We start from the raw sequence: 23,519 nt of genomic DNA on the forward strand, positions 1-23,519 counted from the left end.
GGAGGGCCGGACCGCCAAAACCGATCCGCTCAATAGCGCAGCACCCGGCCCGCATCGCTGACCACGAACTTGGCGACTGACCGGAACCCCGGCGGGTTCAATTCTTCCAACACCTGATAGGGCCGCTGCGGCAGGATGATGCTGCGCTCCATCCGCGTGGCGCCCGTGTCGGCACCGCGCCCCGCAAAAGGATCCAGCTTGAAAATCTCGCGCTCGACGGATGAAAACCACCCGGCGCGCTCCTCGACCACACGGTCCGACAGCAGATCCTCTTCGGTCCAGACCAGCGCCCAATCCTGCCCGTCCGGCGCGCGCGCCTGCGACAGCACATCGCCGATCGGTCCCGATTGCTTGGTGAACGCATCCGAATACATCGGCCCCACATGAAACCGCCGCAGCCGCTTGGGGTGCAGGTCGTCGAAATCCTCGTCGAACCCCTTGGCGATGGTCATCAGCTTCAGCCCGCCCAGCGACTGCGCCATCAGATGCGCCTGCACTTCGGGCCAGCGACGCTGGTCCTTGGGCAGGGCGGTCCTCCCTGTGTCCTCCAGCTCCATCATGTAGATCACCGGCAGGTTCACCTGGCTGTCGTAAACCGCCCAGTGCATCCGGAACACGCGTCGCTCACCGGCATTGCGCAACCAAGCAATCTCGGGGTCGTTGCGCGGCCAGAACAGCTTGCCCTTCAGCAGTTCCTCGTAATAAAGCCGCTGCGACAGCGCGAACTGCAGCTTGGTCGGCACCGTGCGCTCGCTCAGGATCACCTGCACCATCTGCGCCTTCAGCGCCTCCACCGATGGCATCCCCAGCAGGTGCTTTTCCGCCTGCTGCGCGTCCGACGCCATGGTCAACAGCTCTTCCGACGCGGGAAACCCGCTTTCACTGGCGTCGATGGACAGCGACCCAAAGAACCGCCCGGTATCACGCCCGACCAGCAGATATTTCAGGCTCAGCGCCTTGAACGTATAGTTCAGCGCGGCGGCATAACCGACCAGTATGCTCACCTCCTCGCGGGTCAGCGTGCCTTCGGCTTCCATCACGCCCGCCACACGGGTCATGTGGGCCATGATCCCCTCGAACTTGCGGAAATACCGGCGCGAGGCGAAAAGGTCGGTCAGGCCGATGGTGTCATGCCGCGCGTTCATCGTTCAGGATGCCCCTTCGATCCGCTCACCCGCCATAGGCGTTGCTGTCGTGCTTCTTCACAATGGCCTCGAACCGGCGGGCAAAGCGTTCGTCGGCCTTGGCCTTCTGTTCCAGCACATCGCGGGCAAAGACCATGTGATCCTCATGCGCTTCCAGCATGTCGGCCATCCGCGCGTTGGTCGCAGCCCCGATCCCGGCCATCGCCGTCTGCGCCTCCTGGTCGGTTTTCACGCCGATCTCGTTGATGCGGTGCGCCACGTCCTGCTGTTGCGCCGTTTTCAGCGATTTGGTCAGCGCGTCGTACAGAACCACACGCTGCTTGGTGTCGGTCTGCAGTTTGTTGATCAGCACCATCTGTGTCGCCGCCTGGTTCTGCAGCGAATCAATCCAAGTCTTGCCCTTCTCGATATAGCGCTCCAGCGTCTGGCTCTTGGCCAGCTTCACCTGCTCGTCCTGCACCATCTGGTTATACAGGCTGTTCTGCTCGGCCAATTCCGTTTCCAGCCTGGTGCGCGCAGCCGCATCGGTTTCCGACGCGATCTTGTTTTCCAGACCGATGATCTTGGGGTCCATCGCCCTGATGTCATTCTGCAGTGTCGTCAGTTCCTGCACGGTGAACTCACGCTCGTCCAGCGTCTCGGTCAGGTTGTCCTCGACCTTCACCTTCTGCTCTTCCAGCATGGTCAGCTGCCCCTGCAGCAGTTGCACGATGATGTCCGATTTCGAGATCAGGTCCTGCAACTTGTCGTCGATCGACGCGGTGCGCACGCGCTCCTGCCGCATGCTGTCGGACTTGGCCTGCGAAAATATCCCGACGACGGATTCCCAGCCCGTCTTGTTGCGCATCTCGTCAAAGTCCTTCGAGAAAGCCGCGGTGACGTCGTCCAGCCCCATGATCAGCTCGGCGATGTTGGCGTTCATCACGTCGGTGTGGGCATGCACATCTTCGAGGGTGGCGTTTTCGATGTCGATCATCGCATCATCGCCCGCCTTCAGCTTGGCGCGTGCGGTCTCTATGCGGCTGGTCAGTTCGCTGATCTTCGCCTGAGCCTCGGCAACCTGCGACTGGGACTCGCGCACTTGTGCGTCGAAATTGGCCATGAAATTTCCTTTGTATCAATGTGTTGCCATCAATATAGGCAATGTTACACGAATTTACATCAGGCAGAGACCCGATTTCACGAAAACTTTCGCAAATCCGGCGATCAAAGGAAAGAACCAAGCGTGCCGTATGGGCAACTTGGCCTAGCCCAGCAGGATATCCAGCATTGCACTGTCCGTTTCGCCCAGCGGATCGACCACGTCGAAATGGTGCTTGTCTGCCGCAATATGATGCGCGCAACCCCACGCTTCGGCCAGCCAGCGCGCCTGATCCAGAAACGCGGGCCGCTCCGCGCCGCCGACCCAGACCGTCACGTCGCACTGCGGCTTGGGCTGGTACATCGGGCTTTCCGCCTGCGCCATCGCGGCGTCCATCTGGAAATCGTCGTTCATCGACGTCAGCAGCAGCGGCTCAAGGTCCGACAGCGGCGAGATCGGCATGACGTGCCGCACCCGTGCCGCCACATCGCCAGGCAACATGCCCGGCGCGCACATCCGTGCCACCTGATGCCCGCCAGCGCTGTGCCCCGCCAGGGCCAATGGTCCGTCGGTCTGCCCCGCGATCACCTGCACCGCCTGCGCAATCGACCGGGTGATCCCGGCGATGCGCACGTCGGGGCACAGCTCGTACCCCGGCATGGCCACGGCCCAGCCGCGCGCGACGGCACCGGCGGCCAGATGCGACCAGTCCTGCGGTGACAGCATCCGCCAGAAACCGCCATGCACGAAGATCAACGTGCCTTTGGGCGCGCCTTCGGGCTGGAACAGATCAAAGGTCTGGCGTGGGCTGGGGCCATAGCGCAAACCGGTCTGCGCCCGCGTCCCCAGGGCATCCCGAAATGCCGCAGCATCCTGCGCCCAACGGGCAGGATAGCTTGCCCCATCCGGTATGTGCGCCGCGTTGGCATAGGCATCGTCGTTCACTGGCATGTCGTCTCTCCCGCGTCTGGAACTGGACATTCATAGCAGGAGTTGGTTTTGCTGCACGAGACCAAATCTGGAGAGATGCAATGCCAAGTGCAAATACCGACCTGAAAAGCCTGCTCAAAGACCCCTCGTTGCTGGAAACACGCGCCTACGTGAACGGCAAATGGGTCGACGGTGAAGACGGCACATTCGACGTGACCAACCCCGCGCGCGGCGACGTGATCGCGCAGGTGGCCGATCTGTCACGCGCTCAGGTCGCAGGTGCCATCGACGCCGCCGAAGCCGCGCAAAAGGAATGGGCAAGCTGGACCGGCAAGGAACGCGCCGCCGTCATGCGCAAATGGTTCGATCTGATGATGGAAAACCAGGACGATCTGGGCACCATCCTGACCGCCGAACAGGGCAAGCCGCTGGCCGAAGCCAAGGGCGAGATCGCCTATGGCGCCAGCTTCATCGAGTTCTTCGGCGAAGAGGCCAAGCGCAACTATGGCGAAACCATCCCCGGCCACCAGCGCGACAAGCGCATCACCGTGATCAAGCAGCCCATCGGCGTCGCGGCCTCGATCACGCCGTGGAACTTTCCCAACGCGATGATCACCCGCAAGGCTGGCCCGGCCCTGGCCGCAGGCTGCGCCTTTGTCGCGCGCCCCGCCGCTGAAACCCCGCTGAGCGCAATCGTCATGGGCGTTCTGGCCGAACGCGCGGGCATCCCTGCGGGCGTGTTCAACGTCGTGCCGTCCTCGTCCTCCTCTGCCGTGGGCAAGGAATTCTGCGAGAACCCCAAGGTGCGCAAACTGACCTTCACCGGATCGACCGAAGTGGGCCGCATCCTGCTGAAGCAGGCGGCAGATCAGGTCATGAAGTGCTCGATGGAACTGGGCGGCAACGCGCCATTCATCGTGTTCGACGACGCCGATCTGGACGCCGCCGTCGAGGGTGCGATCATGTGCAAGTTCCGCAACAACGGCCAGACCTGCGTTTGCGCCAACCGCATCTATGTGCAGGCCGGTGTCTACGACGCCTTTGCGCAAAAGCTGAAAGACCGCGTGTCGCAGATGCAGGTCGGCGACGGTCTGGAAAGCGGCGTGGACCTGGGCCCGCTGATCAACGCGGACGCGTCCGAAAAGGTCATCGAACACATCAAGGACGCCAAGTCCAAGGGCGGCACGGTCATCCTGGGCGACGCGCAGGACGACATGACCGGCAATTTCTTCGCGCCGACGATCATCACCGGCGTCACGCAGGACATGGCCGTAGCCAAAGAGGAAACCTTTGGCCCGCTGGCACCTTTGTTCAAGTTCGAAAACGAAGACGAGGTGATCGCGATGGCCAACGACACGATCTTTGGTCTGGCGTCCTATTTCTACGCCAAGGATCTCAGCCGCGTCTACAAGGTGGCCGAGGCGCTGGAGTACGGCATCGTCGGCATCAACACCGGCATCATCAGCACCGAAGTCGCCCCCTTCGGCGGCGTCAAGCAATCGGGTCTGGGGCGCGAAGGCAGCCATCACGGCATGGAAGACTACCAGGAAATGAAATACATCTGCATGTCGGTCTGAGCCAAACTGCAGCGAAAAGCATCAAGGGGCGAACTTGTACAGTTCGCCCCCTTTTATGTACATATTCTCAGGTTGAGGCTACAAGCCGGGCCCGGATCAGTTCACCGACTTGGCGTCCACGACATCCTTGCCGATGGATTTGCGGCTGGCCGTGATCTCGATCTGGCGGGGTTTCAGCGCCTCGGGCACTTCGCGGTGCAGGTCGATGTGCAGCATGCCGTCAGCGTGCGACGCACCCGTCACGACCACATGGTCGGCCAGATGGAAGCGACGCTCGAACGCGCGGGTGGCGATCCCACGGTGCAGATAGCTGCGCGCGGTATCTTCGTCGGCCTTGCGCGCGGCAACGATCAACGCCTTTTCACGGACTTCGACGGAGAGATCGGCATCGGAAAACCCGGCGACGGCGATAGAAATGCGATAAGTGTCGTCATCGGTCTTTTCGATGTTGTAGGGCGGATAGCTGTTCTGCGCATGGTCGTTGGTCAGAACGCGGTCCATCATGTCGGCGATCTGGTCAAAGCCAACGGTCGAGCGATAAAGTGGAGCAAAATCAAAGGTTCGCATAGGTGTCATCCTCTTGAAGTGAGCGATTTCATGTCAGGCCCTCCGTGCGTGGACGAGCCCGTTCTGCAGTTACCGGAACCCTGTTCAGGCATTCCGGTGCAGCAAATGTGGGGATGGATTTCGCGGATTCAAGAGCTGTTCAGCGGCGCGTTGCGCCACTCTTCAAGGTTTGATGAACTTCGCCCCGGTGTTATTGCGCACACCGACGCGAATGCGGTTGGCGCTGGGGGACGCGCCCTGTTGAAACCCGCCACCTGCCATCAAGGCCGAACGCAATTCTTCCAGCGGTTCGGCCAGCGACGTGCCCAGGGACACGTTCTTGCCGTCAAGCTCGGCCTTGGCAGAGACGACGGACACAATGTTCGCCTCGCCGCCGTCAAAGCTGAAGATCGGCGCGCCGGACGATCCGAAATCGACGCTGCACGAGGTTATAAGCACCCCCTCCTGACGTGACAGCACCTCGCAGACCTCTTGCAGCGACGGCACTTCCGAGCGCGACTTGGCATAGCTGACGACCGCGACACGATCCCCCGTCGCGGGCCGCATCGCGGTCCCAAAGGGGCGGATGGTGGTGTTGCGGATCGGATGGCTCAGTTCCAGCAGCGCCAGATCATTGCGCACCCGCGCCGACGACGCCACTCCGTCATAGACATAGGCGGGGTGCACCACGGCGCGCCGCACATTGCGATAGGCCGAGGCGCGCCCGTTGCGCCATCCGGCCAGGAATTCGATCTTGTCATGGGCAATGGGCTGCTTGCTGTGCTTGTCAAAGAGGCAATGCGCCGCCGTCAACACCAGGTCGGGCGTGATAAGCGTTCCGGTGCAAAAGCCGATGCCGCCGATGTCCAGCCGCCCCACTGCTTCCCATTCACGACCCGTGTTGGTGGTCTCGAGCCTGCGCAGGCGCGCATCCTGTGCCGCAGCCGAGGACGCGACCACAATGGCCATTAAAAACAAAGACATCCAACGCCGCATTCAGTTCTTTCCCCATAGCATTCGAGTTGCCTACGCAGGCGATACGGCAGGAATATGGCGATGTCCAACTTCAGCGTAAAATCGGTACGGGATTCCGGTCGGCGGCGCGCGTAAGCGACGGGGGTTTCGGCCCGCCCGTGGCCCAATCCAGCAACTCGACCGTGTGAACCACGGGAATGCCAGTCGCGCTGCCGATCTGCATCATGCAGCCGATGTTGCCCGCGGCGATGATATCGGGCGACTTGGCCTCAAGCGTGCGAACCTTGCGCGTCTTCAACTCGGCCGAAATCTCGGGCTGCATCAGGTTGTAGGTGCCCGCCGACCCGCAGCACAGGTGGCTGTCGGCCGGTTCCACCACGCCAAAACCCGCCATCTTCAACAGGGTCTTGGGATGCGTCTTGATCTGCTGGCCGTGCTGCAACGAACAGGCCGCATGATAGGCCACGGTCACCGCGCGCGTGCCGTCCTGCGGCGCATCGGCGTCTGTGCCGGCAATGCCCATCGCGGCCATGTTGGGACTGCGGGCAATATGCTCGGACGTCATCAGCTGCACCAGCAATTCGCTGATATCCATGGCTTTTTCAGCAACGCGCCTGGCGTCAGCCTCAAGGTCGGTACGCGCGAACATATGCCCGTAATCCTTCACCGTTGTGCCGCAGCCCGAGGTATTGATCACGATGGCGTCCAGCCCGTCACCATCCATCTCGTCCGTCCATGCGGTGATGTTCTTGGCCGCCGCCGCATGGCTCTCGTCGCTTTTGCCCATGTGGTGCGTCAGCGCCCCGCAACAGCCCGCGCCCTTGGCCACGACCACCTCGCAGCCCAGCCTTGTCAGCAGACGGATGGTCGCATCGTTGATGTCGGTGTTCAGCGCCTTTTGCGCGCAGCCCGTCATCAGCGCCACCCGCTTGGTGCGTGGTGCAACGGGCGCAAAGCTTTGCGGATCATCGTTGCGGCTGACGGGCGGCACCTTTTTCGGCGCCATCGCGATCATCGCGCGCAGCCGCGGATCGGGCAGAAGCCGCGCGAAAGGCCGCGCCATCTTGGCCCCCAGCAGGGCCACGCGAAACCGCATCGGATAGGGCAGGATGCGCGCCAGCACCCAGCGCAGGGCACGATCGCCAAGGGGGCGTTTGTAGTTGTCCTCAATATATTCACGCGCCTGATCCACCAGGTGCATGTAGTGCACCCCCGAGGGACAGGTCGTCATGCAGGCCAGACACGACAGGCATCGGTCGATATGCTTGACCGTCTTGTCGTCGGGCACACGCTGGTTTTCCAGCATGTCCTTGATCAGGTAGATACGGCCACGCGGGCTGTCCAGCTCGTCGCCCAGCACCTGATAGGTGGGACATGTGGCGGTGCAAAATCCGCAGTGCACGCAAGACCGCAGGATCTGGTTCGCGCGTTGGATCTTCGGGTCCTGCATCTGCTCGGGCGTGAATGTCGTCTGCATCGTCTCTCTTTCAACTGCTCAACAGCCGGGCCGCAGCCAGACCGAACCATGGCACCGTGGTGCCCATCGCGCCGATCACACCGATCCAGCGGCGCATGGCTGGCCTGGGGTCACGCTGTCGCCATGCCAATGCCGCCAGTGCCAGAACCGCGATCCAGGCCGCCCAGATCAGCGTCATTCCGATCCATGTGGCCCAGACGTTTGCACCCCAGGGAACCGGCGCCACCCCCTGCAGCCAAAGGCTGACGGCAATAGCCATCACCAGGAACGCGAACAGGCCGAACAGCACCGCACGCGTCGTGGGCAGCCGAAACAGGCGCAGGAATATCCAGGGGCCCAGCCCGAAGATGATCAGGAACAGAACCAGCCAGAGTGCCATCAGGCGGCCTGTGCCGACGTGGCGTTCAGCACCCCGCGCGGATCGAACCGTGCCCGCACCCCGTTGGTCAGCGCCGCCAGCGCGGGGGCCTCGGGCTGGAACACCCCCAGCCGCGCCCGCGTCGGCGCATCTGCCCGTATCAGGGTCGCGTGCCCGGCGCAGGGTGCGATCCTGGCCCGCAGGTCGGTCCCCTTGGCGCAGAGCACCCAGATCAGCCCGCCGCCCCAGTCCAGCATGTAATCGGACTCTTCGGGCAATGCGGTGACGATGGCAGGCGCGTCGCTCGGCTTGACCGATATCCGCCAAACATCGCCATCGCGTTCGGCAAAACGCGCGACATCGCGCACGCCCCGCCACAGGGTCCGCGAGGCTTCTGCTTCCAGCCTTTCGATATCGCCAAACCCCGCAAGGGCCGCCTCCAGCGCGCCAAGCCGATAGGCGACCGAGCCGTCAAACCCTTCGATCCGCACCACCGCACCGCGATCCGGCAGGAAAGCCGCCCCCGTGACCTCGAAGGGTGATCCAAGCCCACGCGCCAGCGCTGCCACCGCCTGCCCGGCATCGCGGGTATCAATCACCAGGCTCGCTTCGATCTCGGGCCGGGGCAGCACCTTCATCGCGACTTCGGTCAGTACACCAAGCGTGCCGAAAGATCCGCACATCAGCTTGACCAGGTCATAGCCGGTCACGTTCTTCATCACCCGCCCGCCGTTCTTCACGATGCGCCCGCTGCCGTCGACAAACCGCACCCCCAGCGCAAAATCTCGTGCAGCGCCAACCGCAATCCGGCGCGGCCCGCTGACATTGGCCGCCATCACGCCGCCGATGGTCGGCGTGCCCGTGGTGCCCAACAGTGTGCGGTGGTCCATCGGCTCGAACGCGAGCCGCTGGTTCTCTGCAGCCAACGCCGCCTCGATCTCGGCCACCGGCGTGCCGGCCCCCGCCACCAGCGTCAGCGCGCCGGGCTCATAGAGCGCTACACCGCCCAGACCCGCTGCCGACAGCACGTCGCCCGTGCCCGAAAACCCGCGCGTGCCGCCGCCCTGCACCGCAAGCGGCCCTCTGGCATCGGCAATCAATGCGGCCAGTTCTGCTTCGCTCTGCGGTGTCATCATTTTCTCTTGGCTCCAAATATCCCGGGGGGACAGGGGGCTGGCCCCCTACTGCGCTGCAATCGCCACAACGCGCCGCGCCTCAGAGGCATCCAGCGGAAAGACCTTCGCAGGGTTCAGCAGCCAATGCGGATCGAACACGTCCTTGACCGCCATCTGCGCCTCCAGATCGTCCATTGTGTATTGCACGTGCATCAAATCGCGCTTTTCGATGCCCACACCGTGTTCACCGGTCAGACAGCCGCCCGCCTCGACACACAGCTTCAGCACCTCGGCGCCGAAGGCTTCGCACAGTTCCAGATCGCCGGGCTTGTTCGCGTCGAACAGGATAAGCGGATGCATGTTGCCGTCGCCTGCGTGAAACACATTGCCCACGCGCAACCCGTATTTTTCGGACATCTCGCCGATCCGCCGCAGCACGAAGGGCAGCGCCGACACCGGGATCGTGCCGTCGAGGCACATGTAATCGTTGATCTGGCCCATCGCGCCGAACGCGCTTTTGCGGCCCAGCCAGATGCGGGCGCTTTCCTCCGCCGACTTGCTTTCGCGCAGCTCAACCGGGTTGTGCCTGCGCGCGATCTCCATGATCCGAGCCAGTTGGTCGTCAATCTCGGCGTCAGATCCTTCGACCTCGACGATCAGCAGCGCCTCGCAATCGGGATATCCCGCACCGGCAAAGGCCTCTGTCGCCTCGATGCAGGGGCGGTCCATGAACTCGATCGCAACGGGCAGGACGCCCGCCTTGATGATGTCGCTGACGCATTCCCCCGCGACCTCGTTGTCGTCGAAACCCATCAGCACGGGTCGCGCGCCCTCGGGCTTGTGCAGGATGCGCAGGGTCGCTTCGGTCACCACGCCCAACTGCCCTTCAGAACCGCAGATGACCCCCAGCAGGTCCAGCCCGCCCGCATCCAGATAGCCGCCGCCGATTTCGACCACGGTGCCGTCCATCTGCACCAGCGTCACGCCCATCAGGTTGTTCGTCGTCACGCCGTATTTCAGGCAATGCGCCCCGCCGCTGTTCATCGCGATATTGCCCGCAATGGCGCAGGCCAGCTGGCTGGAGGGGTCGGGCGCATAGAAGAACCCGTCTTCCTCGACCGCGCCGGTCACGCTGAGGTTGGTGCGCCCGGACTGCACGCGGATGATCCGGTTGGCATAGTCCGTCTCGATCACCTCGTTCATCCGCGCCACACCCAGGATCACGCAATCCGCTGTGGGCAGCGCGCCCCCGGCAAGAGATGTGCCAGAGCCGCGCGGCACCACGGGGACGCCTTCTTCAAAGCAGATGCGCAGCACGTCCGAGACCTCTTGCGTCGTCGACGGCAGCACCGCCACCATCGGGGCGCATTTGTAGGCGGTCAGCGCGTCACATTCATAGGCGCGCGTCTCGGTTATCTCGCTGATCACGGCATCGGCAGGCAGCACCTTTGACAGGCGCTTGACCAGTTGGGCCTTGCGGGCCAGCACGGCGGGATTCGGGACGGGCATTTCCATGGCGCTTCCTCCTATTGGTAAACTAATATTACCAATTTGACCGCGTGACAAGAGGCGGCCTGACACCCTATCACTCTAGCATGACATGGACCTACCGTCTCACCCTGTTCGACCCGCTGGATTACATCGCCCTGGGCGTGTTGGTCGCCGCATGGCTGCTGATCGGCTGGCGCGTCGAAAGCACGACGTCCAACACGCCCTCGACGGCGCGGATCATGGCCGGATACCGACGCGAATGGATGGTGCAGATGGTCACGCGCGAGCCGCGCATTTTCGATGCGCAGATCCTGTCCAGCCTGCGCCAGAGCACCGCTTTCTTTGCCTCGACCGCCGCCATCGCCATCGGCGGCGCGCTGGCGATGATCGGCAATGCGGAAAGCATCACCGAGATCGCCAATGACCTGATCCTGACCTCGGAGCCGGTCTTTGTATGGGAAGCCAAGTTGCTGATCATCAGCCTGTTCCTGACCAACGCGTTCCTGAAATTCGTCTGGGCCAACCGCCTGTTCGGCTATGCCGCCGTGGTCATGGCCTCGGTGCCCAACGACCCGCAGGACCCCATGGCCCTGACCCGCGCCGGCCAATCCGCCGAGATCAACATCGCCGCCGCCCGCAGTTTCAACCGGGGCCTGCGCGCCGTCTATTTCGGCATCGCGATGGCCGCGTGGCTGCTGGGGCCGGCGGCCCTGCTGGTCGCCACCACCTTCACCCTTGCGATCATCTGGCGGCGGGAATTTGCATCGAACTCGCGGCGCATTCTTTTGGGGGCCCTGAAATGAGATGGCTTTCCGCCCTCATGCTGACCGCCACGACAAGCCTGGCCGATCCGCCGCAGATCGTCGCGGTGACCGCCGCGCAGACCGGTGACACATGGCAGTTCGATGTGACAATCGCGCACCCTGACACAGGATGGGACCACTACGCCGACGGCTGGCGGGTGCTTGACATGGACGGGCGGCAACTGGGCATGCGCATTCTGGCGCATCCGCATGTGAACGAGCAGCCCTTCACCCGGTCGCTGACCGGAGTGGCGATACCCGAAGGCACGCGGCAGGTGCAGATACAGGCGCGCGACCTGCCGGGGGGCTGGAATGCGCAGACGACGGTTGTGGAACTGGAATAAACATCACCTTCAATCGCGGTGGTACGGTGCCCCGGCCAGGATAGACGCGGCGCGGTACAACTGTTCGGCCAGCATCACCCGCACCAGCATGTGCGGCCAGACCATCGCGCCAAACGACAGGGCAAAGTCCGCCTCGGCGCGCAAGCCGGGATCAATCCCGTCGGCACCGCCGATCACCAGCGCCAGATCAGACCGCCCGCCATCGCGCCAACCGGCCAGACGTTTCGCGAACCTGGGCGATGTTTCCACCCGCCCACGTTCGTCCATCACCGCAAGCAATGCGCCCTTGGGCACCGCGCGGCGCAGCAGGTCGGCTTCGGCCGCCATGCCGCCGCCCTTGCGGTCGTCCACTTCAACGATCTGCGCCGGACCCAGGCTGAGAGCCCGTCCGGTGCGGTCGAAACGTGTCAGGTAATCGGAAATAAGATCTGCCTCGGGGCCGCCACGCAGGCGCCCCACGGCAATGATATGAACCTTCATTGATGCGTCAGCTGGGTGCGGTCGCACCGCCTGTGCTCTGCCACATCTTTTCAAGCTGGTAGAACTCGCGCACTTCCGGACGGAACACGTGTACGATCACGTCGCCCGTATCGACCAGAACCCAGTCGCCCGTGTCCTTGCCCTCGATCCGCGCGGAGCGGCCGAATGCCTCTTTCAGGCGCTGCACCAGCTTTTCGGCGATGGCGGAGACCTGACGCGATGACCTGCCCGAACACACGACCATATAGTCGCCAAAGGCCGTCTTGCCCTGCAGGTTGATCTGCACGACATCTTCGGCTTTGTCATCGGAAAGGGAAGAAAGGATCAAAGCCAGCTGCGCTTCGCTGCCTGCTTCGGGTGCATCGGCGCGCATCATCGCGCCCGTTTGGTCGGCAGATGGTGCCGACGTGGTATGGATTGACAGGACATTGCCCTCCTAGATACGCGCCGCCAGATCCCCGGCGCTGGGATACTCCCTTAAACTAGCAAGCAAACCGGCAGAATTCAACGTGTGCCGGACGCGATCCGCAAGACGGGCCAAATGCTGCTTAACTTGCATGCAGCGCCCCGCCATCGTTATGGTGCGCGGGCCTATGATCGAGGACCCGTTTTGCTGAGCCATGCCATCCGTTTCATCTGTACCTGCGCGGTGTTTCTTGCTGCCGCCGCGACGGCATCCGCTCAACAGGTGGTGTTCGACGAATGGCGTTACCATCAACCGGGTGATCTGCTGTACGACGAAGGCGTGCACACGGCGGGGGTGATCCTGGAGGACTACAGTTTTGCCGTCATAGTGCTGGACGCCGCCGGTAAAAACACCGCGATTGGCGCTGTTATCCCCGGAACCGAGTTCGAGGACAGCATCTCGTCGACCCTGACCATGACGGACGGGTTCCAGCGTAATCTGACCATTTCGGGCGACAGGTTGCGCCGCGAACAGCCCAAGAGCGACGGCATGGTGTCCTATACGTTCTCCATCTCGGAAGAGGACGTCGAGTTCTTTCAGGCGGCCCTGACCTGGACCCTTCAGGCGGGCGACCAAAGCGCCACCTTTCCGCTGGCGGGGTCACGCGATGCGGTCGATGCGGCCCGAGCCGCGCAGCAGATCAGCGCGGATGGCGCAGAGGTGCGTGCGGAATGGATCGCTGCCTGCGATGCCGCTGCCGGACACCCCTATGACACCGAATCAGATGCGCCCGGCGTGGCCTGGTCCGACATCGACGCGGACACCGCCACCGAGGCCTGTCTGAACGCCTATGCTGCGGGCGACGTCAGCCCGCGCACCCGGTTCCAGCTGGGCCGCGCCTATGACAAGGCGGGCGATGCGCGTGCGCTGGAATTGCTGGGCCGGGCAGCGCTGGGGGATGAGTATCCCATCGCCTTCCACAGCCTTGCCGCACTTTACACCGCCAGCGACTATACCTTTCGCGATCTTGGACGAGCGCGCGACCTGTTGGAGCAGGGTGCAGCCCTGGGGGATACGGTCAGCGCCTATGCGCTGGGGCGCATGCTGGTCGAGCGCGACGCGGACAAAGACCGGGGCCGCGCGCTGCTGCGCGACGCCGCCGAGGCAGGCTATCCCGCGGCGCAGCGCATCTATGGCGCATGGCTGATCGACGGCACATTGGAAAACGGCGATCCAGCTCTGGCAAGGGACTACCTGGAGCGCGCGGCGGACGGGGGCGACGCCGATGCGGCCTATGCGCTGGCGCAGCTGTATCTCGGCGACAGCGGCCTAGACCCGGATCCAAGGCGATACCTAAGCTATCTCAAGCTGGCGGCAAGGCGCGGCAACGCCCAAGCGCTCGACGCGCTGGCGCTGGATTAGCCGAAGGACGTATCGGGCCCTGTGTCCTTTTTCGCAGAGGAGCTTTCTTCCGCGACCTTTTCTGGCACCGCCTCGCCGAACGTCTGTTTGGGCATGTCGCTCAGCATCCGCACCTCGCGTTGGGGGAAGGGGATCGAGATGTCGTTCGCCTTGAAGATGTCCCAGAGCGCCAGATAGACGTTGCCGCGGATGTTGGTCAGACCGCCCGTAGGGTCCTTGATCCAGAACCGCAGAATGTAATCCACGCTGCTGTCGCCGAAGCCCACCACGTGACAGACGGGCGGACGGTGGCTGAGCACGCGGTCGGCGCTCTTGGCAGCTTCGATCGCCAGCTTGCGCACCTGATGAGGGTCGTCCGCGTAGGAGGTGCCAAAATAGATGTCCAGCCGCACGAAGTCGTTAGAGTGCGACCAGTTCACCACCTGTCCGGTGATCAGATCCTCGTTGGGGATCAGATATTCCTTGCCGTCGCGCGTGACCACGGACGCATAGCGCGCGCCGAGCGTCTGTATCCAACCGAAGGTATCGCCCAGGCTGATGACGTCACCCGGCTTGATCGACTTGTCGAGCAGGATGATCACGCCCGAAACAAGGTTCGAGATCACCTTTTGCAGACCAAAACCCAGGCCGACGCCGATGGCACCGGTCAGCACCGCAAGGCCGGTCAGGTCGATGCCCACCGCCTTGATCCCCGCAAAGAACGCAAAGCCATAAAGAGAGATCTGCACCGCCTTGACCGCAAGCACTTGCATCGAGGGGCTGATGTCCTCGTTTCTGCGGATGGTCCCCGCCGCGGTGTTGCTGATCAGACGCGCCAAGGTAATGAGCACGCCGATCACCACGGCAGCGGTGATCAAGGTCAGCACCGACAGCCGGAAATCGCCAACCGACAGCGCCAGCCGGTCGAGAAACAGCGCCACCTCGTCGGATACGTTGAGATAAAAGAGCGTGGCGTAGATCCACAGGCCCCAGGTCACCACCCGCCGCAGAAACCGGTTGCGCACCAGCCGTGCAGAGAAGCCGATGAACGCCCAGGCGGTCGCCAGCGTGGCGGCCAGCCCGATCAGATAGGACCGGGACGGCCAGGTTGTTTCCTGCATGAACAGCCAAACCGACCAGCCCAAGACCGAAAACCACACCAGCCCCAGCCTGCGCCTGATCTGCACGACCATGCGCAGTTGCCACGCCTTCCAGCCCTCGCGCGCGCGCACCCATGTCTGCAACGCGCGGCCCGAGAATTTGTGCAGGCCGTAGCACAAGGCGGCAAGCCCGAGGATGATCAAGACCTGGTAAAGGCGCCAACCGGGTTGCATCAGACTGATGGCGAAAGACTGGACCGTGCCGGCTGCTGTCTGAATCGACGCCAACATGTCCAGACCGAACTTTGCCCCGGTCTCGGTGGTGTTCTCCATGCGCACTCCCTGCGTTGATCTCATGGTGCACTTAGACTTAACCCTGTGCAAGCCAAACGAAACTGGCAGCCACACCCATGCAGGGCGTTCGGGCGTGGCGAGCGTGCCGCTTCAACCAAATGGGCCTTTTCGTTCGTCTCGCTTGCACCGCAAGGGGCAAAGGCGTATCTCTGCCGCCATGACACGTCTTTTCAATATCGACGACCGCGCCCGTCTGCGCGAACGCTTCTTCGGGGCGACCCATACGGTGCTGGCGCGACTATAAAGTCGCGCGCCCGAAGCCCCCACGCGATTTACGCATCCATTACTGCATTCAAAATACGGGAGAGGTCCCTCATGTCCCCTACATCCTCAGCCAAGACGCTTTATGACAAGATCTGGGATGCCCACGTCGCCCACGAGGCCGACGACGGCACCTGCCTGCTTTATATCGACCGCCATCTGGTCCACGAAGTGACCAGCCCGCAGGCCTTCGAGGGTCTGCGCATGACGGGCCGCACCGTGCGCAAGCCCGGCCAGACCATCGCCGTGCCCGATCACAACGTGCCCACGACGCTGGACCGCGCCAACGGCGGCATGAACGAGGAAAGTCGCATTCAGGTCGATGCACTGGACAAGAACGCCAAGGATTTCGGCATTCATTATTACCCTGTGTCCGATGTGCGTCAGGGCATCGTGCACATCGTCGGCCCCGAACAGGGCTGGACCCTGCCCGGCATGACGGTCGTGTGCGGTGACAGCCACACGGCGACCCATGGCGCGTTCGGCGCGCTGGCGCATGGCATCGGCACGTCGGAGGTCGAGCATGTACTGGCCACGCAAACGCTGATCCAGCAGAAATCCAAGAACATGAAGGTCGAGATCACCGGCAAGCTCAGCCCCGGCGTGACAGCCAAGGACATCACCCTTAGCGTGATCGGCGTGACCGGCACGGCCGGCGGCACAGGCTATGTCATCGAATATTGCGGCGAAGCGATCCGCGATCTGTCGATGGAAGGCCGCATGACCGTCTGCAACATGGCGATCGAAGGCGGCGCGCGCGCGGGCATCATCGCACCCGACGAAAAGACATTCGAATATTGCATGGGCCGCCCCCACGCGCCGAAAGGTGCCCAGTGGGAAGCTGCCGTGGCCTGGTGGAAAACGCTCTATTCCGACGATGACGCCCATTGGGATAAGGTGATCACGCTCAAGGGCGAAGACATTGCCCCCGTTGTGACCTGGGGCACCTCGCCCGAGGATGTGCTGCCGATCACCGCAAACGTGCCCTCGGCCAGCGATTTCACCGGCGGCAAGGTCAACGCGGCGCAACGCTCGCTGGACTACATGGGCCTGACGGCCGGCATGCCGCTGAGCGAGGTCGAGATAGACACGGTGTTCATCGGCTCGTGCACCAACGGTCGCATCGAAGACCTGCGCGCCGCAGCCGCGATCCTGAAAGGCAAAAAGATCAAGGACGGCCTACGCGCGATGATCGTGCCCGGTTCGGGTCTGGTTCGGGCGCAGGCCGAGGAAGAGGGCCTTGCCGATATCTTCAAGGATGCCGGTTTCGAATGGCGTCTGGCGGGATGCTCGATGTGTCTGGCGATGAACCCCGATCAGCTGAGCCCCGGCGAGCGCTGTGCCGCCACGTCGAACCGCAACTTCGAGGGCCGGCAGGGCCGGGGCGGACGCACCCACCTGATGTCGCCCGCGATGGCGGCGGCAGCGGCGATCACCGGTCGGCTGACCGACGTGCGCACTCTGACGTAATTCCCCCAACGCAGGCATGGCCCCAAACCGGGGGCCATGCCGCCCTTGCCCAAGGACACCGCCACCGATGCCGCTCCAGTGCTGCGAAGAGGACACGCCCCGGACATGAGCGCCGCCGACATCCCCGTCGGCTCGCTTTGGGTCGGAAAAGAGCTGCGTTGGCTGGACAAGCTGGCGCTGCGCAGCTTTGCCCATCGTGGTCATCCCGTTACCCTGTTCCACACGCATGAGCTGACGGACCCGCAGATCGAGGGCGTCACCCTGCGGCCCGCCGCAGAGGTCTATGACTATTCCGACCTGCTGCTGAATTCAGTCACGCCGACGGTCTTTGCCGACCTGTTCCGCCTACACCTGATGCGCGATACGAACCTGACATGGGTAGACACCGATTGCCTGTGCTACCGCCCGCTTTCGCCCAAGGACGGCTACCTGATCGGGTACGAATCCCCCACGACGGTCAACAATGCGGTGCTGCGCCTGCCCAAGGACAGTGCGGCGCTGGCGCTGCTGATCAAGCACCTGAACGACCCTGAATTCATCCCGCCCTGGCTGAAGTGGTCGCGCCGCAAGAAGTTGATGGAACTGCCCGAAGGCGAACAACTGCTGGCCGCCGCCCGCATGGTGCCCACCGTCTTTGGCCCGCAGGCGCTGACCTGGGCCCTGAACGAGACGGCAGAGATCGACCATGCGCTGCCGCGTCACGTGTTGAACCCGGTGCATTGGTCGATGGCAGATATCTATTTCAACCCGCACGGCGGCGTCGAGGGATGGCTGCGCGACGACACGCAGTGCGTCCACCTTTATGCCAGCCGCATCCGCGCAGCACACCGGCGCAGCATCCCCTACGAAGGCTCTTTCATTGCCAATTTCGCCACCCAAGTCGATCATGACTTTGGCGGCCAACCTTTCCGACAGACATAAGGACAGCTGATATGGACAAGTTCGAAACACTCACCGGGATCGCGGCCCCGATGCCGATGATCAACATCGACACCGACATGATCATCCCCAAGAACTTCCTGAAGACGATCAAACGCTCGGGACTGGGTGTGAACCTGTTCGACGAGATGCGCTATGACGACGACCGCAACGAGATCCCCGATTTCGTGCTGAATAAGGACGCCTATCGCGATTCGCAGATATTGATTGCCGGGGCCAACTTTGGCTGCGGGTCCAGCCGCGAGCATGCCCCCTGGGCGATCAAGGACTTTGGCATCCGCTGCGTGATCGCGCCCAGCTTTGCCGACATCTTTTTCAACAACTGCTTCAAGAACGGCATCCTACCCATCGCCCTGCCGCAAGAGCAGGTCGACCTGCTGATGAAGGACGCGGAAAAAGGCGCCAACGCACGCATGACCGTCGATCTGGACGCGCAGACCATCACAACGTCGGATGGCGAAGTGATCACCTTCGAGGTCGACAAGTTCAAGAAACACTGCCTGATGGAAGGTCTGGACGACATCGGCCTGACCATGGCCAAGTCCGACTCGATCGCCGCGTTCGAGGCGAAAACCGGCAGCGAGCGCCCCTGGGTCTAAGCTGCGGCAATCACGCTGCATGACGTGGAGAGGGCTGCAAGCGACACTTGCAGCCCTTTTGCATTTCAGACGGGCATTGCCGCCATATCGTCAACAATGCCCAGTTTGTGTCATGTTTATGATGCAAGATGGCACCACCTTGACCCACAAATCGCCACAAGGATTGCGTTTCCTTTAACGGGAACTTGAGCCAACTGGCGAAAGAAGGCACAAATTGGGCAAGAATGAGGCAAGCTGCCACAAACGGCAGGATCAAGTTGGAACAAGTTCGCGGCAACGTATCGCGTCTGGCCAGTTTGAAGGGAACGAGAAGTGATTGCACGACTGACAGGTGCCGCCATGCGCGGTCTCTTGGTGGCATTGATGATCGCCACCCCGGCACTGGTGTTGCCGTGGGTGTCTGCGGATTCGACCCAAGTGATCCTGTTGACCGCACTTCTGGCCGCCGCCCTCGTCTTTGTCGAATACAACTCGAATTTCCCGTCCATCGTCGAATTCCGCAATGCGCCGCCGCTGAACCGGCTGCGGTTCTGTGGCACCTTCGTGACGGTGTTTCTGCTCACGGTGATCTGCGCGGGCCGGACCGAACCGACGCTGATGACAGGTGCGATGACCTCGGTTGCGCGTCTGGTGGGCCACATGCTCGACTTTCCGTTCTCGCCCGTGCGGCTGGTCATCCTGTCGATGCCCGCCGAGACGCCCGAAGACACCCTGCGCATCGTGCGCGCAGCGGCGGGGCTGAGCTATCTTTTGTCGCTGGTCACGGCTGCCGTCTTTGTCGTCATGGTGCGCCTGTTTGGCTGGCCATCGTCGCGCAACGGCGCGTTCAACGTCTGGATCAACCTGCCGCTTTTCGACCCCACGGCGGGCGGTGACGCGCTGACGCGGTTGCAACGCGATGCGCGGATCAACATCGTTCTGGGCTTTTTGCTGCCTTTCGTGCTGCCGGCCATCGCGAAACTTGCAGGAAACATCACCGGGCCGATAACATTGCAAGACTCGCAAACCCTGATCTGGACGATGACCCTATGGGCGTTTCTACCTGCCAGCCTACTGATGCGCGGCATTGCGATGGGCAAGGTCGCCGAGATGATCGAAGAGAAACGCCGCCGCAGTTATGCGCGCGAGGCGGAAAACGACTATCAGGTCGCCTGATACTCTGGGCCTGTGCCCTTTGCCTGCTGACCCATCCTGCGTTTGCCGACAGCCTGCGCATTGCCACCTACAACACCGAATTGGCGCGCAAGGGCCCCGGCCTGCTGCTGCGTGACATTGCGCGGGGTGGTGATCCGCAGGTCGATGCCGTTGTGGCAGTGCTGGTCCGCGCGCAGGCCGATATCGTCGTGTTGCAGGGGTTTGACTACGACCTGTCGGGGGCTGCGCTGAGCGCTTTTGCCGATGCGCTTGCGGCTGAGGAGCTGGAGTATCCCCACTGGTTCGCGCTGCGACCCAACACCGGGATGACGACGGGGCTGGACATGGACGGCGATGGCCGTCTGGGGGACCCGCGCGATGCGCAAGGCTTTGGCACCTTCTCGGGGGCAAGGCGGCATGGCGATCCTTTCGCGCTATCCGGTGGCGCAGGACGCGGTGCGCGATTTCTCGGGGCTGTTGTGGACCGATCTGCCGGGGGCGACCTTGCCGCAGACTGTCGCGGGGCCGTTCCCGAGTGTCGAGGCGCAGGCGGCGCAGCGGCTATCCACCACCGCGCACTGGGTGGTGCCGGTCGACGTGCCGGATATCGGGCGCATTACGCTGCTGACCTATCACGCGACACCGCCGGTCTTTGACGGACCCGAGGACCGCAACGGGTTGCGCAACGCCGATGAGACCCGGTTTTGGCAGGTCTATCTGGATGGCGCGTTCGGTGCAGCCCCGACGGAGCGTTTTGTGCTGCTTGGCGATGCCAATCTGGACCCTGCAAGCGGGGACGGACGCCAGCCCGTGATGCGTGCGCTTCTGAACGATGCGCGCCTGAATGATGTGGCCCCGACCAGCGCTGGAGCCGCCGCAGTTGGGGATGCCACGGACACTGCCGACTGGGACGATCCCTATCCCGGCAACCTGCGCGCTGACTACGTCCTGCCCTCGGCGGATTGGACCGTAATAGACAGCGGCGTGATCTGGCCATCGCCTGACGATCCATTCGCGCAGACCTTGGCCCTTGCCAGCCGTCACCGTCTGGTCTGGGTGGACCTTGTGGGCGCTGACCCTGCGCGGTGACAACTTGACGCTCGCAAGCCCCCGCGCTACGCCCGTTTCAACCAATTTCCGAGGAGAAAACCCATGTCGAACCCTTCCCTGTTGATCCTTGCCGGGGACGGCATCGGCCCCGAGGTCATGACCGAAGTGAAACGCGTCATCGACTGGTTCGGCGCGAAACGCGATCTGGCGTTCGACGTGGAAGAAGACCTGGTCGGCGGTGCCGCTTATGACAAGCATGGCACGCCGCTGCACGACGACACGATGGCCAAGGCGCTGCAGGTCGATGCGGTGCTGCTGGGTGCCGTGGGCGGCCCGAAATACGACGCGCTGGATTTCAGCGTCAAACCCGAGCGCGGCCTGCTGCGCCTGCGCAAGGAGATGGACCTGTTTTCCAACCTGCGTCCTGCGCAATGCTTTGACGCGCTGGCGGATTTCTCGTCGCTGAAGAAGGACATCGTCGCGGGTCTGGATATCATGATCGTGCGCGAACTGACCTCCGGCGTCTATTTCGGCGAGCCGCGCGGCATCTTCGAGGAGGGCAACGAGCGGGTCGGGATCAATACCCAGCGCTATACCGAATCCGAGATCGACCGCGTTGCGCGCTCGGCCTTCGAGTTGGCGCGCCGTCGCGGCAACAAGGTCTGCTCGATGGAGAAGGCCAACGTGATGGAAAGCGGCATCCTGTGGCGCGAAGTCGTCCAGAAGGTGCACGACACGGATTATCCCGATGTCGAGTTGACCCACATGTATGCTGACAACGGCGCGATGCAACTGGTGCGCGCGCCCAAGCAGTTCGATGTGATCGTAACCGACAACCTGTTTGGCGACATCCTGTCCGACTGCGCGGCGATGCTGACCGGCAGCCTTGGCATGTTGCCCTCGGCCAGCTTGGGCGCGCCGAACGCCGATGGCCGCCCCAAGGCACTTTACGAGCCGGTCCACGGGTCCGCTCCCGATATCGCAGGTCAGGGCAAGGCGAATCCGATCGCCTGTATCCTCAGCTTTGCGATGGCGCTGCGATATAGCTTCGATCAGGGCGACGAAGCTGCGCGTCTTGAGGCCGCCGTTGAAAAAGTGCTGGCCGACGGTGTTCGCACCGCCGATCTGCTGGGCGAAGAGGGCGTGACCCCGGTGTCGACCACCGGCATGGGCGACGCGATCCTCGCGGCACTCGACGCCTCGCTGTAATCAGCCGACCAGGCGTGCCTGCATCCGGGTGCAGGCACGCAACCCGCCCTTGTGGCCCGCCCGAATTCCCGCCATGCCGGGGGGCGAGGTTTCAAGAGGTCGCACCATGTCGCGCAACATCCAAGGTATCCTGATCGCCCTGACGGGCGCGCTGATCTATTCCGCACATGACGCGATCATCAAGGGGCTGGGGGCGACACTGCCCGCCATCCAGATTGCATTCTTCGCCTATCTGCTGGGCCTGCCTTACGTCATCTTCATGCTGATCCACGACAAGACGCCGGGCACCCTGCGGCCTGCCAATCCGCTGTGGATGGCGATCCGTGTGGTGGGAGTGGTCGTTGCGACGGTCGGGGCGTTCTATGCGTTTCTGGTGCTGCCGCTGGCCGAAGCCTATACGATCCTCTTTGCCGCACCGCTGCTGGTGACGCTGCTTGCCGTGCCGCTGCTGGGCGAGGTCCTGCACTGGCGGCGCACCACGGCGGTGATCGTGGGACTGGTGGGCGTGCTGGTCGTGCTGCGGCCCGACACCAACACGCTGAACCTGGGGCATCTGACCGCGCTGGCCTCGGCTGTGGGCAACGCGATGGTCCATATCTCGTCGCGGCGCATCGGCGGGTCGGAACGTCTGCCGCTGATGATCCTCTATCCGATGCTGGGCATCATTGTGCTGCTGGGCGCGGTCATGCCGTTCACGTTCCAGCCGGTCAGCGGCGCGGCCTTTGGCGGGCTGGCCATTGTCGCGCTGTTCTCGTTCCTGGCCATGCTCTGCCTGATCGAAGCCTTCAAACGCGGCGAGGCGGCGCTGATCGCGCCCATGCAATATTCGCAACTGATCTGGGGCACGATCTTTGGCATCCTGTTCTTTGCCGAATATCCCAAGGGGCAAACGCTGCTGGGTGCCGTGCTGATCATCGGGTCGGGGCTGTATATCGTTTTCCGTGAAGCGGGGCTAAAACCGGGCGCGCCGGTGACGCCGCCGATGGCCTCTCGCCGCCCCTGACAAGGGGGCGGCGTGCAAATCAGCCTTGCCAATCGGGGGCAAAACCGCTACCTCGCGACCTCACGGTCGGGCTGTAGCGCAGCCTGGTAGCGCACCTGCTTCGGGAGCAGGGGGTCGGAGGTTCGAATCCTCTCAGCCCGACCAGTTTTCATGAAATCCACATCTTGATGCCGCGCCTTCGCGGTCTGCCACTTCGGACAGGCCGGGGGGCTTTACACAGGCTGCGGGAATTTGTCTAACCTTGAAGGCAGCAGAACGGCGCTTCAGGAGA

The 23,519-nt window shown here is 63.1% G+C and carries 24 protein-coding genes and 1 tRNA gene; 12 read left to right on the forward strand and 13 right to left on the reverse strand.

Annotated elements, in window-relative coordinates; genetic code table 11:
• Positions 1–29: 29 nt before the first annotated feature.
• The 3 genes from NTA49_RS01230 to NTA49_RS01240 form a co-directional block, all read right to left on the reverse strand.
• Positions 30–1,145 carry a hypothetical protein gene (locus tag NTA49_RS01230; RefSeq protein ID WP_258292825.1) on the reverse strand — a complete coding sequence of 372 codons (1,116 nt, stop codon included), beginning with the start codon at positions 1,143–1,145 and terminating at the stop codon, positions 30–32.
• 25 nt (positions 1,146–1,170) lie between these two features.
• The gene (locus NTA49_RS01235) at positions 1,171–2,247 is read right to left on the reverse strand and encodes a coiled-coil domain-containing protein (protein WP_258292826.1); all 1,077 of its coding nucleotides are present in this window, start codon (positions 2,245–2,247) and stop codon (positions 1,171–1,173) included.
• 144 nt (positions 2,248–2,391) lie between these two features.
• Positions 2,392–3,177 carry an alpha/beta hydrolase gene (locus NTA49_RS01240; protein ID WP_258292827.1) on the reverse strand — a complete coding sequence of 262 codons (786 nt, stop codon included), beginning with the start codon at positions 3,175–3,177 and terminating at the stop codon, positions 2,392–2,394.
• Positions 3,178–3,257: 80 nt separating this feature from the next.
• Between NTA49_RS01240 and NTA49_RS01245 the strand changes: the two genes are divergently transcribed.
• Positions 3,258–4,733: an NAD-dependent succinate-semialdehyde dehydrogenase gene (locus tag NTA49_RS01245; RefSeq protein ID WP_258292828.1), complete on the forward strand. Its 1,476-nt coding sequence runs from the start codon at positions 3,258–3,260 to the stop codon at positions 4,731–4,733.
• 96 nt (positions 4,734–4,829) lie between these two features.
• On the opposite strand, the gene NTA49_RS01250 is transcribed toward NTA49_RS01245, so the two are convergent.
• From NTA49_RS01250 to NTA49_RS01275, 6 genes are all read right to left on the reverse strand, one after another.
• Positions 4,830–5,300: an Hsp20 family protein gene (locus NTA49_RS01250; protein ID WP_258292829.1), complete on the reverse strand. Its 471-nt coding sequence runs from the start codon at positions 5,298–5,300 to the stop codon at positions 4,830–4,832.
• Between the two features lie 162 nt (positions 5,301–5,462).
• The gene (locus tag NTA49_RS01255) at positions 5,463–6,248 is read right to left on the reverse strand and encodes a trypsin-like serine peptidase (protein WP_258292830.1); all 786 of its coding nucleotides are present in this window, start codon (positions 6,246–6,248) and stop codon (positions 5,463–5,465) included.
• A gap of 97 nt (positions 6,249–6,345) precedes the next feature.
• Positions 6,346–7,731, reverse strand: coding sequence for a glycolate oxidase subunit GlcF (gene glcF, locus NTA49_RS01260; RefSeq protein WP_258292831.1), 1,386 nt, complete (start codon positions 7,729–7,731; stop codon positions 6,346–6,348).
• 10 nt (positions 7,732–7,741) lie between these two features.
• Entirely contained in the window at positions 7,742–8,110 is a 369-nt protein-coding gene (locus NTA49_RS01265; protein WP_258292832.1) for a hypothetical protein, read from the reverse strand.
• Positions 8,110–9,222 carry an FAD-binding protein gene (locus NTA49_RS01270; protein WP_258292833.1) on the reverse strand — a complete coding sequence of 371 codons (1,113 nt, stop codon included), beginning with the start codon at positions 9,220–9,222 and terminating at the stop codon, positions 8,110–8,112. The genes NTA49_RS01265 and NTA49_RS01270 overlap by 1 nt, the downstream gene beginning before the upstream one ends.
• A gap of 48 nt (positions 9,223–9,270) precedes the next feature.
• Positions 9,271–10,719 (reverse strand): FAD-linked oxidase C-terminal domain-containing protein, encoded by a 1,449-nt coding sequence (locus NTA49_RS01275; protein ID WP_258292834.1) that lies wholly within the window; start codon positions 10,717–10,719, stop codon positions 9,271–9,273.
• A gap of 80 nt (positions 10,720–10,799) precedes the next feature.
• Between NTA49_RS01275 and NTA49_RS01280 the strand changes: the two genes are divergently transcribed.
• Entirely contained in the window at positions 10,800–11,498 is a 699-nt protein-coding gene (locus NTA49_RS01280; protein WP_258292835.1) for a DUF599 domain-containing protein, read from the forward strand.
• Positions 11,495–11,842, forward strand: coding sequence for a hypothetical protein (locus tag NTA49_RS01285; RefSeq protein WP_258292836.1), 348 nt, complete (start codon positions 11,495–11,497; stop codon positions 11,840–11,842). The genes NTA49_RS01280 and NTA49_RS01285 overlap by 4 nt, the downstream gene beginning before the upstream one ends.
• A 9-nt stretch (positions 11,843–11,851) precedes the next feature.
• Here NTA49_RS01285 and rlmH read toward each other — a convergent pair whose 3' ends face one another.
• Both rlmH and rsfS read right to left on the reverse strand, forming a co-directional pair.
• The gene (gene rlmH, locus NTA49_RS01290; protein WP_258292837.1) at positions 11,852–12,322 is read right to left on the reverse strand and encodes a 23S rRNA (pseudouridine(1915)-N(3))-methyltransferase RlmH; all 471 of its coding nucleotides are present in this window, start codon (positions 12,320–12,322) and stop codon (positions 11,852–11,854) included.
• Between the two features lie 7 nt (positions 12,323–12,329).
• Positions 12,330–12,698, reverse strand: a complete 369-nt coding sequence (gene rsfS, locus NTA49_RS01295) for a ribosome silencing factor (protein ID WP_258292838.1) — start codon at positions 12,696–12,698, stop codon at positions 12,330–12,332.
• Between the two features lie 234 nt (positions 12,699–12,932).
• Between rsfS and NTA49_RS01300 the strand changes: the two genes are divergently transcribed.
• Positions 12,933–14,150 (forward strand): tetratricopeptide repeat protein, encoded by a 1,218-nt coding sequence (locus tag NTA49_RS01300; RefSeq protein WP_258292839.1) that lies wholly within the window; start codon positions 12,933–12,935, stop codon positions 14,148–14,150.
• Here NTA49_RS01300 and NTA49_RS01305 read toward each other — a convergent pair.
• A complete protein-coding gene (locus tag NTA49_RS01305) occupies positions 14,147–15,520 on the reverse strand; it encodes a mechanosensitive ion channel family protein (protein ID WP_261368089.1) in 1,374 nt (457 codons plus the stop codon). The two genes, NTA49_RS01300 and NTA49_RS01305, sit on opposite strands and share 4 nt — an antisense overlap.
• 378 nt (positions 15,521–15,898) lie before the next feature.
• On the opposite strand from NTA49_RS01305, the gene leuC reads away from it, so the two are divergent.
• From leuC to NTA49_RS01325, 4 genes are all read left to right on the forward strand, one after another.
• The gene (leuC, locus tag NTA49_RS01310) at positions 15,899–17,314 is read left to right on the forward strand and encodes a 3-isopropylmalate dehydratase large subunit (RefSeq protein WP_258292841.1); all 1,416 of its coding nucleotides are present in this window, start codon (positions 15,899–15,901) and stop codon (positions 17,312–17,314) included.
• 36 nt (positions 17,315–17,350) lie between these two features.
• Entirely contained in the window at positions 17,351–18,235 is an 885-nt protein-coding gene (locus tag NTA49_RS01315; RefSeq protein ID WP_258292842.1) for a hypothetical protein, read from the forward strand.
• A gap of 11 nt (positions 18,236–18,246) precedes the next feature.
• On the forward strand, positions 18,247–18,852 hold the full coding sequence (leuD, locus tag NTA49_RS01320) for a 3-isopropylmalate dehydratase small subunit (RefSeq protein WP_258292843.1): 606 nt from the start codon (positions 18,247–18,249) through the stop codon (positions 18,850–18,852).
• Positions 18,853–19,191: 339 nt separating this feature from the next.
• Positions 19,192–20,007: a hypothetical protein gene (locus NTA49_RS01325; RefSeq protein ID WP_258292844.1), complete on the forward strand. Its 816-nt coding sequence runs from the start codon at positions 19,192–19,194 to the stop codon at positions 20,005–20,007.
• Here NTA49_RS01325 and NTA49_RS17255 read toward each other — a convergent pair.
• Positions 19,995–20,285 carry a hypothetical protein gene (locus NTA49_RS17255; protein ID WP_258292845.1) on the reverse strand — a complete coding sequence of 97 codons (291 nt, stop codon included), beginning with the start codon at positions 20,283–20,285 and terminating at the stop codon, positions 19,995–19,997. The two genes, NTA49_RS01325 and NTA49_RS17255, sit on opposite strands and share 13 nt — an antisense overlap.
• A 118-nt stretch (positions 20,286–20,403) precedes the next feature.
• Here NTA49_RS17255 and NTA49_RS17260 point away from each other — a divergent pair, with 118 nt between their 5' ends.
• The 4 genes from NTA49_RS17260 (at position 20,404) to NTA49_RS01350 (ending at position 23,392) form a co-directional block, all read left to right on the forward strand.
• The gene (locus NTA49_RS17260; RefSeq protein WP_332844271.1) at positions 20,404–21,075 is read left to right on the forward strand and encodes an endonuclease/exonuclease/phosphatase family protein; all 672 of its coding nucleotides are present in this window, start codon (positions 20,404–20,406) and stop codon (positions 21,073–21,075) included.
• Positions 21,076–21,138: 63 nt separating this feature from the next.
• Positions 21,139–22,245, forward strand: a complete 1,107-nt coding sequence (leuB, locus tag NTA49_RS01340; RefSeq protein WP_258292846.1) for a 3-isopropylmalate dehydrogenase — start codon at positions 21,139–21,141, stop codon at positions 22,243–22,245.
• Positions 22,246–22,351: 106 nt separating this feature from the next.
• Positions 22,352–23,248, forward strand: coding sequence for a DMT family transporter (locus tag NTA49_RS01345; RefSeq protein WP_258292847.1), 897 nt, complete (start codon positions 22,352–22,354; stop codon positions 23,246–23,248).
• 67 nt (positions 23,249–23,315) lie between these two features.
• Positions 23,316–23,392: transfer RNA gene (locus tag NTA49_RS01350), tRNA-Pro, on the forward strand.
• Positions 23,393–23,519 lie beyond the last annotated feature (127 nt).

This window comes from Pseudosulfitobacter koreensis (assembly GCF_024733015.1).
Classification (GTDB): domain Bacteria; phylum Pseudomonadota; class Alphaproteobacteria; order Rhodobacterales; family Rhodobacteraceae; genus Pseudosulfitobacter; species Pseudosulfitobacter koreensis.